Annotated in this window: 13 protein-coding genes; 2 read left to right on the top strand and 11 right to left on the bottom strand. The window is 58.0% G+C overall.

Annotation, left to right across the window (positions count from 1 at the left end; translation table 11 throughout):
- Nucleotides 1–19: 19 nt before the first annotated feature.
- Complete coding sequence (gene dapD, locus ACIQ0G_RS06870; RefSeq protein WP_397577263.1) at nucleotides 20–859, bottom strand: 2,3,4,5-tetrahydropyridine-2,6-dicarboxylate N-succinyltransferase; 840 nt, start codon at nucleotides 857–859, stop codon at nucleotides 20–22.
- Nucleotides 856–1,530 (bottom strand): pyrimidine 5'-nucleotidase, encoded by a 675-nt coding sequence (locus ACIQ0G_RS06875; RefSeq protein WP_397577264.1) that lies wholly within the window; start codon nucleotides 1,528–1,530, stop codon nucleotides 856–858. Before ACIQ0G_RS06875 ends, dapD begins: the two co-directional genes overlap by 4 nt.
- A 105-nt stretch (nucleotides 1,531–1,635) precedes the next feature.
- Between ACIQ0G_RS06875 and ACIQ0G_RS06880 the strand changes: the two genes are divergently transcribed.
- A complete protein-coding gene (locus ACIQ0G_RS06880; RefSeq protein ID WP_397577265.1) occupies nucleotides 1,636–4,011 on the top strand; it encodes a S8 family peptidase in 2,376 nt (791 codons plus the stop codon).
- Here ACIQ0G_RS06880 and ACIQ0G_RS06885 read toward each other — a convergent pair.
- From ACIQ0G_RS06885 to ACIQ0G_RS06925, 9 genes are all read right to left on the bottom strand, one after another.
- Complete coding sequence (locus tag ACIQ0G_RS06885) at nucleotides 4,008–4,364, bottom strand: iron-sulfur cluster assembly accessory protein (protein ID WP_183939052.1); 357 nt, start codon at nucleotides 4,362–4,364, stop codon at nucleotides 4,008–4,010. The genes ACIQ0G_RS06880 and ACIQ0G_RS06885 overlap by 4 nt on opposite strands.
- Complete coding sequence (locus ACIQ0G_RS06890; RefSeq protein WP_306064587.1) at nucleotides 4,361–4,828, bottom strand: SUF system Fe-S cluster assembly protein; 468 nt, start codon at nucleotides 4,826–4,828, stop codon at nucleotides 4,361–4,363. Before ACIQ0G_RS06890 ends, ACIQ0G_RS06885 begins: the two co-directional genes overlap by 4 nt.
- Nucleotides 4,825–6,021 (bottom strand): aminotransferase class V-fold PLP-dependent enzyme, encoded by a 1,197-nt coding sequence (locus ACIQ0G_RS06895; protein ID WP_397577266.1) that lies wholly within the window; start codon nucleotides 6,019–6,021, stop codon nucleotides 4,825–4,827. The genes ACIQ0G_RS06890 and ACIQ0G_RS06895 overlap by 4 nt, the downstream gene beginning before the upstream one ends.
- Entirely contained in the window at nucleotides 6,018–6,740 is a 723-nt protein-coding gene (locus ACIQ0G_RS06900; protein ID WP_397577267.1) for a SufD family Fe-S cluster assembly protein, read from the bottom strand. The genes ACIQ0G_RS06895 and ACIQ0G_RS06900 overlap by 4 nt, the downstream gene beginning before the upstream one ends.
- A gap of 2 nt (nucleotides 6,741–6,742) precedes the next feature.
- Nucleotides 6,743–7,486, bottom strand: coding sequence for a Fe-S cluster assembly ATPase SufC (gene sufC / locus ACIQ0G_RS06905; RefSeq protein ID WP_397577268.1), 744 nt, complete (start codon nucleotides 7,484–7,486; stop codon nucleotides 6,743–6,745).
- A gap of 52 nt (nucleotides 7,487–7,538) precedes the next feature.
- Complete coding sequence (sufB, locus tag ACIQ0G_RS06910; RefSeq protein ID WP_183939061.1) at nucleotides 7,539–9,041, bottom strand: Fe-S cluster assembly protein SufB; 1,503 nt, start codon at nucleotides 9,039–9,041, stop codon at nucleotides 7,539–7,541.
- Entirely contained in the window at nucleotides 9,038–9,451 is a 414-nt protein-coding gene (locus ACIQ0G_RS06915; protein WP_183939063.1) for an SUF system Fe-S cluster assembly regulator, read from the bottom strand. Before ACIQ0G_RS06915 ends, sufB begins: the two co-directional genes overlap by 4 nt.
- Before the next feature lie 158 nt (nucleotides 9,452–9,609).
- Entirely contained in the window at nucleotides 9,610–11,112 is a 1,503-nt protein-coding gene (locus ACIQ0G_RS06920; RefSeq protein WP_397577269.1) for a glycerol-3-phosphate dehydrogenase, read from the bottom strand.
- Nucleotides 11,109–12,206 carry a YeiH family protein gene (locus ACIQ0G_RS06925; RefSeq protein WP_397577270.1) on the bottom strand — a complete coding sequence of 366 codons (1,098 nt, stop codon included), beginning with the start codon at nucleotides 12,204–12,206 and terminating at the stop codon, nucleotides 11,109–11,111. The genes ACIQ0G_RS06920 and ACIQ0G_RS06925 overlap by 4 nt, the downstream gene beginning before the upstream one ends.
- Before the next feature lie 71 nt (nucleotides 12,207–12,277).
- Between ACIQ0G_RS06925 and ACIQ0G_RS06930 the strand changes: the two genes are divergently transcribed.
- The coding region (locus tag ACIQ0G_RS06930) for an MFS transporter (protein WP_397577271.1) at nucleotides 12,278–12,618 on the top strand (341 nt) is incomplete at its 3' end.

Here is a 12,618-nt window from a genome sequence, read left to right on the forward strand (position 1 = left end):
CCCTGCTCGGTTCGGCGAATTAATCCCTCAACAGGTCGTTGATTGCGGTCTTTGCGCGGGTCTGTGCATCGACGCGTTTCACGATGACCGCGCAGGAAAGATTTGGGCCCGGGCTGCCGTCGGGAAGCGCTTTGCCCGGGAGCGAACCGGGGACAACAACCGAATATGCCGGTACGCGGCCCACAAAGATTTCGCCGGTTGTCCGGTCAATGATTTTGCTGGTGGAACTGATGAAAACGCCCATCGAAAGCACTGCGCCTTCTTCGATAACGACGCCTTCTACAACTTCTGACCGTGCGCCAATGAAGCAATTGTCTTCAATGATGACGGGGCCGGCCTGCAGCGGCTCAAGTACGCCGCCAATGCCAACGCCGCCCGACAGATGGACATTTTTGCCAATTTGCGCGCAGCTTCCGACTGTTGCCCATGTGTCGACCATCGTGCCTTCATCAACGCGTGCGCCGATGTTTACAAAGCTGGGCATCAACACAACATTCTTGCCGATGAAGCTGCCGCGCCGCGCGACGGCGCCGGGCACAACGCGGAACCCTGCGTCCCCGAAGCGGCTTTCGCCCCATCCTGCAAATTTGGAAGGGACCTTGTCATAGGCAGGGGCACCAGCTGCACCGCCATCAACCACGACATTGTCATTCAACCGGAACGACAACAAAACAGCCTTTTTCAGCCATTGGTTGACCTGCCAACTGCCATCCAGCTTTTCCGCAATGCGCAGTGACCCGTCATCAAGGCCAGCCAATGCGGTTTGTACGGCGTTGCGCACCTCGCCTTGGGTTGCGCTGCTGATCGCGTCACGGGCGTCCCATGCGGCGTCAATGATAGCAGTTAGCTGTTCAGTCATGCGGCTCTTTCAAAGCTGTGAATTTCCGATAGCCATTGGGTCACATCGGAAATTTCATGGTCGATATGGTCTTGATGGGCTGCGCTATCAGCTTCGCCTTCATGTTTCACCCAAATTGTGCGCATGCCCAACGCTTTGGCCGGGACGAGATTATGGGCCGAATCTTCCACAAAAAGTGCGCGCGTGGCGTCGATCCCCAATTCGTTGCACAAGGCATCATAACTGCCGGCGAAAGGTTTTGGCATATGCTGCATGCGGTGGATGTCAAAAATATCCTCAAACACATCGTCTAGACCGCGGGCGGTCAACACGCGCTCGGCATAAGGTGCATCGGCGTTGGTGAAGATAATTTTCCGGCCCGGCAAAGCATGAATATGCCCACGCAAATCCGGCGCGGGTTGCAACAAGCTTAGGTCAACCTCATGGACGAAATCGAGATAGCCGTAAGGGTCAACCGCATGTTCGGCCATGAGTCCGCCCAATGTCGTGCCATATTTCTTCCAATAGCGATGCCGGATTTCATGCGCCTCGATGGAACCAATTTGAAAATGATCCTCGACATATAGCGCAATCCGATCCCGGATCTGCGCCATGATATTCGCCTCCGGGCCATATAAGGTGAGGTCGAGATCAAAGATCCATGTGTCGATATCGGTGAAATATGATTGCATGGTCCGCGCGTAACAACGCGTTGGGAATATCTCAATAACCATGTTATGATTGGCGAAAGCGATTTGTGCGTAAAAGGGTGCCCCGCATAGAGGGTTTGCAAGGTCATGAGTGCAGCTTTGTCTGATCGTAAGCTGGTCATCGGCGGGTCGATTATATTTGCATTGTCGCTTTCTGCCTGTGGCGGTGGAGAGGTCAATTCGACACCACCTGCACCGCCCGCGCCCCCTCCAGTTGTGGCACCACCCCCACCAACCCCTCCGCCGCCACCAACCTCGCCAAATTTTGCGACAGCGGAATTTAATCGGTCCGACGGTCCGGATTTTCACAACGCGATAACGGCCTATCGCACCGGCGCATCGGGATTGGGTGTGACCGTGGGCGTTATTGATTCCGGGATTGATCCCAATAGCCACGAATTCACCGGGCGTATTCATGCGCAGTCGGGCGATGTCACGGGCGCAGGCAGGCCGCTTGGCGACGATGATGGTCATGGGACGGAAGTCACGCGCGTGCTTGCCGCTGCCAAGGATGACCGCGATGTCCATGGCATTGCTTTTAACGCGACGATTTTGGCATTGCGTGCGGACCAAGCCGGCAGCTGCACCACAGCCGCGCCCGGTGAGGATGCGGCGGAATGCTCGTTTTATGACTCCGCGATTGCAGCAGGTGTGGACCGCGCCATCGAAAATGGTGCGCGTGTTATAAATATATCTCTGGGCGGTGCAGGTGGCGCGAGTGCCACGCTTCGCGCGGCGATTAACCGTGCGACTCAGGCAGGCATCATCATCGTCGCTTCGGCTGGTAATGAAGGCAATGATGCAGTGCCTGCGTTCGACCCGAACAACCCGAGCCCATTTGCCCAAGCATTGTTGGCCAATGGTAACGGTCTCGTCATCATCGCTGCGTCTGTCGATGATCAGGGCGTGATTTCGAATTTCAGCAACAAGGCCGGCGTTTCGCAGGCGTCGGTTTTGTCGGCACTGGGGCAGGGCATCTGCTGCGAATATCGGGACGACGCAATTTACCGGTTCGACCAAAATGGTCAGACAATCTCCCGCGTTTTCAACGGCACGTCTTTCTCTGCGCCACAGATTTCCGGAGCTGCAGCTTTGCTGGCGCAAGCCTTTCCCAATCTCACGGGCGCACAGATTGTAAATCTGCTCCTGACGTCCGCCCGTGATGCGGGCGACCCTGGCACTGACGCAATTTACGGACGCGGCATATTGGATATTGCGCGCGCCTTTGCGCCCGCCGGAACGACGTCATTGGCGGGCACAACAATAGCCGTTCCGCTTTCGGGCGATGGTGGCACAACAAGTGGCCCGATGGGCGATGTTGCGATGTCCAATCGTCCCGTGAACGCGGTGATCGTCGATAGCTATGGTCGTGCATATGACATCGACCTTGCGCATGGATTGAATGCAACTGCACCCCGGTTAAGGTTAACGCCTGCGCTTATCCATCAGGACCGATCGGTCAGCGCGGTTCTTGGCACAACCCAAATTGCATTTTCCATCAGCGACAACGGCGCCGGCACAGCCAGTATATTGCCGCTTGCGCTTTCGGACGGGCACGCGCGACAGGCGCGGTTGTTGGCGGGCCGGGTGAGCGCAGATATTAGCAAAGATACCCGCTTTAGCTTGGGCATCCGGCAAACGGCCGCCCATCAGGTTGTGGCCTTGCAAGACATGGCAAGCAGCGCCTTTTTGACCGCTGGTGCGGCGCGGATGGAGGGCGGGTTTGAACGCCAGCCGGGCAATTCCTTTGCCCTGCGACAGCAATTGGGTGCTTTCGGACTGACGGGCAGCGTCGAACATGGTGAGGCCCGTCTGTATCAAGGCGCTAGCGACGAATATCTCCGCCGGGGTACACGCCAATATCCCTATGCAACATTAGGGCTCTCGCTGGATCGCAAGATCGGGCCGGCCAGACTGGCGCTGGGTGCCAATTGGATGCGGGAGGATGAAACCATCCTCGGTGCCCGTTTTGCCAATTTCATCGGTCGCGGCGGTGCGCGCAGCCTGTTCGTCGACGGCAATATGGAAGCGGCTTTGGGACAGGATTGGTCCATCGGCACCAGTTGGCGGCAAGGATGGACCTATGCCCATGCGGGTTCGACACTGACGGGACAAAGCCTTCTGAAGAGCAACGCATTTTCCTTTGACGTCACACGGGCCAACGCATTTGCCTATGGCGACCGGCTGGCGTTTCGGTTTGCCCAACCGCTGCGCGTCACCAGCGGCGGTCTCGCACTGAATGTGCCCATTGCCTATGATTACGCGACGCTTACGCCGACATTCGGCATCAGGCACTTCAGCCTTGCGCCGCAAGGCCGCGAAATCGCGCGCGAGATTGCTTGGATATTGCCAATGAGCGGCGGCTATGTGTCGTCAAACCTGTTCTGGCGACAGGAGCCGGGGCATTTCGAAAGCGCGCCGAATGACATCGGCGTGGCGTTCCGGCTGCAGTTCGGTTTTTAAACCGTAAAACTCTCTCCGCAGCCACAACTGCCGGTGGCGTTGGGATTATTGAAGACAAAGCCAGCGGCAAATTCATCTTCGACCCAGTCCATGATGGAGCCGACGAGATAAAGCACCGAGCCGCCATCGATATAGAGCACGCCGCCGGGCGTTTCGATTTTTTCATCGAAAGCGATGGCCTCGGACACATAGTCGACCGAATATGCGAGGCCCGAACAGCCCCGACGCGGCGTGGACAGCTTGACGCCAATCGCGCCTTCGGGTGCCTTGGACATCAGTTCGGCAATCCGCGCTTCCGACGCGGGCGTCAGGATGACTGCTGCGGGGCGAACGCGGGTCTTTACATCGGTCATAACATTCCAAGCTCCAGACGGGCTTCATCGGTCATATTGGCTGGCGACCATGCGGGTTCCCAGACCAAATTTACTTCAGCATCACCAATGCCCGGCACCGCGCCAACGCGCAGTTCAACTTCACCCGGCATGGATTCTGCCACCGGGCAATGCGGGGTCGTCAGTGTCATCGACACGAGCGCATGGCCGTCATTGATCTCGACATTATAAATCAGGCCAAGGTCGTAAATGTTCACCGGAATTTCCGGGTCGTAAATTTCCTTAAGCGCTGCAATGACCGCTTCGTACAAATCGCCGTCGGGTTCGCCCGGTGATGGCGCAGCAGGTTTCTGCGCGAGAAAGCCCTCCAGATAATCCTTCTTGCGGGCCAATGTTTCGCCTGGTGTTTCGACGGCGTTTTCCACGCGCGCACGGGGCGGCTTTTCGACGCTATCAACTTCTTCTATCCGGATGTTCTCGTTCATCCAAAAATCCTTTTCACCCGTTCCAGCCCGCGCACCAGCGCTGCGACATCATTTTCGTCATTATAAATACCAAAGCTCGCCCGCGCGGTGGCGGGGATGCCCAGATGGTCCATCAGCGGTTGTGCGCAGTGATGGCCAGCACGAATGGCGACATTTTCTTCGTCCAATATCGTGCCGATATCGTGCGGATGGATGCCCTCCATGCTGAAGGACACGATGCCAGCGGACTTTTCCGGACCGTATAAGGTGACCGAATTGATGCCGCGCAAAGCGTCGCGCGTTTGCGCGGCGAGCGCGCTTTCATGCGCAAATATCGCCTCGGGACCAAAGCTGTCGATAAAGTCGATCGCGGCGTGCAGGCCGATTACCTCGATAATCATCGGGGTGCCCGCCTCAAACCGCGATGGCGCGGGGGCGTAGGTCGTCTTTTCGAAGGTCACGCGATCAATCATCGCGCCGCCGCCTTGCCATGGGGGCATGGAATCCAGCGTTTCCGCCTTTGCCCACAACACACCAACGCCGGTTGGGCCATATAATTTGTGGCCGGACATGACGTAAAAGTCGCAGTCCAGCTCAGCCATGTTCAGCCGCATGCGCGGCGCGGCCTGACAGCCATCGAGCATGAGCTTGGCACCAACGGCATGTGCAGCCTTGGCCGCACGCTTTACGCCAAGGACCGACCCCAGCACATTGGACACATGCGCGAGCGCGACGAGCTTATGTTGTTCAGTAAGGTTCGCTTCCAGCCAGTCGAGGTCAATCAGGCCGTCGTCGGTCAGCGGGCAGACGTCGATATGCGCGCCGACCTTTTCCGCCAGCATCTGCCACGGCACGATATTGCTATGATGCTCCAACCGGCTGAGCATGACGCGATCGCCAGCGTTCAGATTGGCGGGCCCCCAGCTTTGCGCGACCAAATTGATGCCCTCGGTCGCGCCGCGCACGAACACGACTTCGTTCGGCGATGCTGCGCCGATGAAGCGCGCCACGCGCTCGCGCGCCGCCTCAAACGCGACAGTCATATTGGCCGAGCGGGCATAGACGCCGCGATGGACGGTGGCATAATCGGCGCCGCCGGCCCGCATCATCGCGTCGAGCACGACCTGCGGTTTTTGCGCCGTCGCGGCGGTGTCGAGATAATGCCAGTTGTTCGCAAGGCCGGGGAATTGGTCGCGAAGGGCGGTGGTGGTCACACCAAATCCCCCAATTTGGCCAGCGCTGCTTCGGTCAGCGCCTCTTCATCCGCCGCACCTTCAAACACGCCCGCGACAAAGGCCTGTAACATCAGCTTCTTTGCCTCGGCAGGGGTAATGCCGCGCGCTTGCAGATAGAAAAGTCCCATGGCGTCCAACTCGCCAATCGCGCAGCCATGCGCGCATTTGACGTCGTCGGCGTAAATTTCGAGTTCGGGCTTGGCGTTGGCGGTCGCACTGCGGTCCAGCAGCATCGCTTTGACGGACTGTACGCTGTCGGTTTGCTGGGCATCGCGTGCCACGGCTACTTTGCCGAGATAGGTGCCGGTCGCTGTACCCGCCAAGACGGAGCGGACGATCTGCGATGATGTCGCGCCGGGTTCTGCATGGGTGACAGTGGTAATGACCTCAAGCGTTTGCGCACCGCCGCCAATTTGCACCGCGCCAAGTTTGAAATCAGCCTTTTCATGCAGTGTGACGTTAAGCTCCACCCGCCCATATTCACCGCCGATATTCAGCACATGGATGGCGGAGGTGGCGCCTTTGCCAATCGCGATGTCCAGTTGATGGATCGTTCCGCCGTCCTGAATGATGGTCCGCGCAAATGTCCCACCCGCAGGCACGATGATGCTTTCGGGCGCAGGCAATGGCCAAGCCGCCTCGACGGCGGCAATGTCGCTGTAGCGCCATGCTTCATTGTGGCGGGTCGGCGCGGACATGCTCAAGCCGCCAACTCCTTATACCCGTCACGCTCCAGCTCAAGCGCGAGCTCTGCACCACCGGTCCGCGTGATGCGGCCGTCGGCGAGGACATGCACAAAGTCGGGTTTCACATAATCGAGCAGCCGCTGATAATGGGTGATCAGCAGCACAGCCTTGTCCGGCTTGCGCATGATGCGGTTGATGCCATCGCCCACGGTGCGCAGCGCGTCGATGTCGAGGCCGCTGTCGGTTTCGTCGAGGATCGCGAGCGCGGGGTCGATGATACCCATCTGCACCATCTCGTTGCGCTTCTTCTCGCCGCCGGAAAAGCCGACATTCACGGGACGCTTGAGCATGTCCATATCCATGCCAAGCGCGCCTGCCTGTTCGCGTGCGACCTTCAGGAATTCACCACCGGTCAGCGGAGCCTCACCGCGATATTTGCGCTGCGCATTGAGCGCCTCGCGCAGGAACTGGACGTTCGATACGCCGGGGATCTCGACCGGATATTGAAAGCCCAAGAACAGACCTGCGGCGGCGCGCTCATGCGGTTCGAGGGCGAGCAAATCCTGCCCGTTGAAGGTCACCGAACCCTCGGTCACCTCATAACCGGGGCGTCCCGAAAGCACATAGCCCAGCGTCGATTTTCCCGCGCCATTCGGACCCATGATCGCATGGATCTCGCCCGCGTTCAGCGAGAGCGTGAGGCCCTTAAGGATAGGCTTGTCGCCAACATTGGCGTGGAGGTTATTTATTTGGAGCATATGACGTTTGTTTTTCCGTTAAATCGTTTTGCGTTGGAGAAGCGACAATGCCTCACCCCACGCTCCCCTCAAGGCTGATGCCCAACAACTTCTGCGCCTCAACCGCGAATTCCATCGGCAGTTGCTGCAGCACTTCTTTGGCAAAGCCGTTGACGATCAGCGCGACCGCTTCTTCGGCATTCAGGCCGCGGGCCATTGCGTAGAACATCTGGTCGTCCGAAATCTTGCTCGTCGTCGCTTCATGCTCGATCTGCGCGCTTGGGTTGCGGACTTCGATATAGGGGACAGTGTGCGCGCCGCTCAAAGACCCGAGCAACAGCGAGTCACATTGGGTGAAGTTGCGTACGCCCTCTGCATTGGGCGCAACGCGCACCAGCCCGCGATAGGTGTTGTTGCTGTGTCCGGCGCTGATGCCCTTGCTGACGATGGTCGAGCGCGAACCCTTACCATTGTGGATCATCTTGGTGCCGGTATCGGCCTGCTGGTGATTGTTGGTCACCGCGACCGAGTAAAATTCGCCGACGCTGTTTTCGCCGTTCAATACGCAGCTTGGATATTTCCATGTCACCGCGCTGCCGGTTTCAACCTGGGTCCAGCTCACCTTGCTGTTCCGTCCCTGGCACAATGCGCGCTTGGTGACGAAATTATAGATGCCGCCTTTGCCTTCCGCGTCGCCGGGATACCAGTTTTGCACGGTCGAATATTTGATCTCGGCATCGTCCAGCGCGACCAGTTCGACCACAGCGGCGTGCAGCTGATTCTCGTCGCGCATCGGCGCGGTGCAGCCTTCGAGATAGCTGACATAGCTGCCCTTGTCGGCGACGATTAATGTCCGTTCGAACTGTCCGGTATTTTCCGCGTTGATACGGAAATAGGTGGAAAGCTCCATCGGGCAGCGCACGCCTTCGGGGATGTAGACGAACGTCCCGTCGGAAAAGACCGCGCAATTGAGCGTCGCGAAATAATTGTCGTGCATCGGCACAATCTTGCCGAGATATTTGCGGACGAGATCAGGATATTCCTTAATCGCTTCCGAAATGCTGCGGAAGATAACGCCAGCCCGCTCCAATTCCGCGCGGAAGGTTGTGGCCACCGAAACGCTGTCAAACACGGCATCAACCGCGACGCGGCGTTGGGGCAAGCCACCATCTTCGCCGCCTTCGACACCGGCAAGCAACTTCTGTTCGGCAATTGGAATGCCTAGCTTTTCATAAACGCGCAGGATTTCGGGATCGACCTCGTCCAGTGAATTCAGCTTTGGCTTCGCCTTGGGCGCGGCATAATAATATGCGTCCTGATAATCGATGGGCGGGACATTGAGCTTGGCCCAATCCGGCGCTTCCATCGTTTTCCACATGGCAAAGGCCTTAAGCCGCCATTCGAGCATCCATTCGGGCTCATTCTTTTTTGCCGAAATGAAGCGAACGGTATCTTCGTTCAGGCCCTTTGGCGCGAAATCGGTTTCGATGTCCGACGACCAGCCATGCTCGTAATCGGCGACCTTTTCGGCGGCATCCCATGCAGCCTTGTCTTTGATTTCAATATCGTCGGTCATCGCGTCAGTCCTGCCAAATTGATTTGCGCAAGCGCACCGCGCACGGCGTTGTTGACGACGGGCCAATGCGATTGGACGTGGCAGCTGCCTTCTTTCGCACAATGCTGACCCAAGGCGTGTTTATGCGTATCGCAGCACGCGGTCATCGCAATTGGGCCTTCAACGGCCTCAATTATATCCGCCAGATTGATGGCCGCAGCAGGACGGGCAAGCGTGATGCCACCGCCTGTTCCACGTGCCGAACGCAACAGGCCCGCTTTGGTCAACATGCTTACCAGCTTTTGAGTCGTGGGCAGCGCAAGGCCGGTTTCGGTCGCAAGGTCCGTCGCAGATACGCGCGCAGAGCCGCAATGGCGCGAAGCCGCGCTCATAACCACCACTGCATAATCTGCCATATTCGACAAACGCATAACAACGTCCCTAATCAGATAAATTTACTCCGATTGGGGGCAGATGGTCCCTTTATCGGCGGAAATCAACCCAGAAAGGATTCTATATTGCGGTAGTTTTCCTTGCCCAGCCGCATGCGCTTTTGAACATTCACGATATTTTTTGGGGTTAAGCCGCCTTATTCCCGTAATTTGCCCGCGACGTAACTTTCCAAATTCGCTGTTTCTTCAGCAGAAAAACGCAGGCCCAGCTTGCTGCGCCGCCACAATATGTCGCTTGCGGAGCGCGCCCATTCCTGGCCGATCAAATAGTCGACTTCGCGCGCATACAGCCCATGGCCAAAGTGCGTACCAAGATCTGCGATGGCGTTCGCATCGGCCAGAATCGCTCGCGTCAGCGTACCATAGCTGCGCACCCAGCGGTGGGTGAGCGGCGCCGGCAGAAACGGATATGCGCGCTGCAGTTCATCCGCCAAGTGATCGGCGCCATCGGTCGGAAAGTCGCCACCCGGAAGCGGCTGTTGGAGCGTCCAGCTTCGCCCATCGAGAATAGGCATATATCCGGCGAGCTTTTTGACGGCGCTTTCTGCCAAGTGACGGTATGTTGTAATCTTGCCGCCGAAGACAGACAGGATCGGCGCTTGCCCATCGGCATCAACGTCGACTTCGAAATGGTAACCGCGCGATGCGGTTTCTGGCTTGCCAGACCCGTCATCGACCAGCGGACGAACACCGGCATAGCTGTATATAACGTCTGCCGCAGTGATGGTTTGTTTGAAATATGCCCCAGCGGACTCGCAGATATAATCGATTTCTTCGGGCGTCGCGAAAACGTCGTCGAGCGAACCTTTGTGATCAGCATCGGTCGTTCCGATCAGGGTGAAATCATCCTCATACGGAATGGCAAAGAAGATCCGGCCATCGGGGTTTTGGCAGAAATAGGCCTGCGGCGTATCGAACATTTTTCGCACAACGATGTGCGACCCGCGGACAAGCCGGATGGTTTCCGCTGCGTTGCGTTGACGCCCGGTGGTGCGCGCAAGCAGTTCAAGCACCGCGGGACCTGCTGCGTTGGCAACGGCGCGCGCCTTGATGGGCGGCTGTCCTGCAATTTCGATATGCCAGATGCCATCACGTCGTTCGATGTGCGTCACTTCGCAATGCGTGCGGATTTCTGCGCCATGTTGTGCGGCGTCCATGGCGTTGAAGATCACCAGTCGCGCATCATCGACCCAGCAATCGGAATATTCGAACGCTGTTGTGAATTGGGGCTTCAGCGGCTTCCCGGCGGGTTCAGACGCAAGCTTTACGGTCCGGGTCGCAGGGAGCAGTTTGCGGCCGCCAATATGGTCATATAAAAACAGGCCCAAGCGGACGAGCCATGCGGGCCGAATGCCCTTTTGATGCGGCAGAATAAAGCGCAGCGGCCAAATGATGTGCGGCGCAATGGCCCACAACCGTTCGCGCTCAATCAAGGATTCCCGGACCAGCGCGAATTCATAATGCTCAAGATAGCGCAGCCCGCCATGGATTAGTTTTGTCGATGCAGAGGATGTGCCGCGCGCAAGATCACCGCGCTCGAGCAAGACCACCTTTGCGCCCCGCCCGGCCGCATCGCGCGCAATGCCCGCACCATTTATGCCGCCGCCGATTACGGCGAGGTCAAAAATTGGCTGGCTCATAAAAATCCCCAAGCAAAGGTCGCCGCGGCGATGAAAGCGGTCAAGGTGGCGAGCATCACGGGCAGCATCGCTTTCCAGCCTTGCCCGAGTAACAAATCAAGCCGTGACCGCATAGCGGTTGCAGTAACCGCGAACAAGAGCATCGCCTTGGATGCCAGCAGGCCATATTCGGCCACCCACTTTGGTGCGTCGACAAGCGAGTTGACGGCAACCACCGCGAAGAATGCGATGATGAACCACGGCAGTTTCAACTTCGCCGCAAGGCTTTTCGATTGGCCATTGCCCGAGCCGATGGCGAGGCCAATGAGCGCCACCGCTGGGGCCAGCAAGGCCACGCGCGACAGCTTTACAATCGTTGCCGTTTCACCGGCGGATTGGGAAAAACTATAACCACCGCCCAGCGACTGCGCGACATCATGGATCGCCGCGCCCATCAGGAAACCCGCCTGACGATCCGTAAAGGCAAGCTGCGCCGCGATGAGGGGGTAAAAGGACATGGCGATGGCACTGGCGAGTGAAACACCCACCAACGTCAGCGTGAATTGGTTCTGGTTCAGCCGTTCGCGGCCAATAACGGCGTAGATTGCCAAGGCCGCTGATGCGCCACAGATGGCTGTCGCGCCGCCGGCAAGCCAGCCTGCATAATTGCTTTGTCCCGCCATTCGCGCGCCGAACAGGCCCGCGCCCATCACCAGCGCCATGATGCACACCAGCCCCAGAAAGGCGAGTGCACCCAATCCGCCAATCTGCATCGCGGTGACCTGAGTCCCCAACAGAACGATGCCCCACCGCAAACAAGATGTGCCGCAGAAATCGAGGCCCGGGTGAACCTTTTGCTCAGCCGATATAAAATTGAGCGCCAGACCAAGCAGAAGCCCGGCCAATATGACGGGCATGGCATAATGTTCAGAGAACCAAGTCGCTGCGACCGACGCGATACCCACCACAGCAAGGCCCGGGAACAATGCGCCGATCATCAATCGTTTGCGCGGCGCCGGATTGTCCTCGGCAAGATATGTCTCGCCGTACAGGTCAGCGATATAATTCGCGTTTATGTCTTGCGGTGTCATATGGCCTTCTATAGGCAGATGCATCAGAAGTTCCAGCATAAAGCAGGTTGGACTATACGCCAAGTGGACACAGTCATGCGCAGGGGTGAAGCGAAGTGAAGCCTATCACACCAACATTGCGTTGGATCCTTTTCGGACTGTTATGTGTCGCGGGTATCTTCAATGCGATGGATCGGCCGGTCATTGCGATCCTTAAGCCTGACATATCCGCCGATCTCGGCTGGAACGATACGGATTTTGCCAATCTGGCTTTTGTGACGCAGGTTGCGGCTGCGCTGTCATTCTTGTTTACCGGCTGGCTGGTGGACAAATTGGGCGTGTTGCGATCGATGGTAGCGGGTGTAACGACCTGGAGCCTTGCAGCCATGGCACATGGGTGGGCGATTGCCGGATGGCATGTTGTCGCCGCGCGCATCGGGCTTGGTGCGACCGAAGC

It is taken from the genome of Sphingorhabdus sp. (assembly GCF_044354325.1).
GTDB lineage: Bacteria > Pseudomonadota > Alphaproteobacteria > Sphingomonadales > Sphingomonadaceae > Sphingorhabdus_B.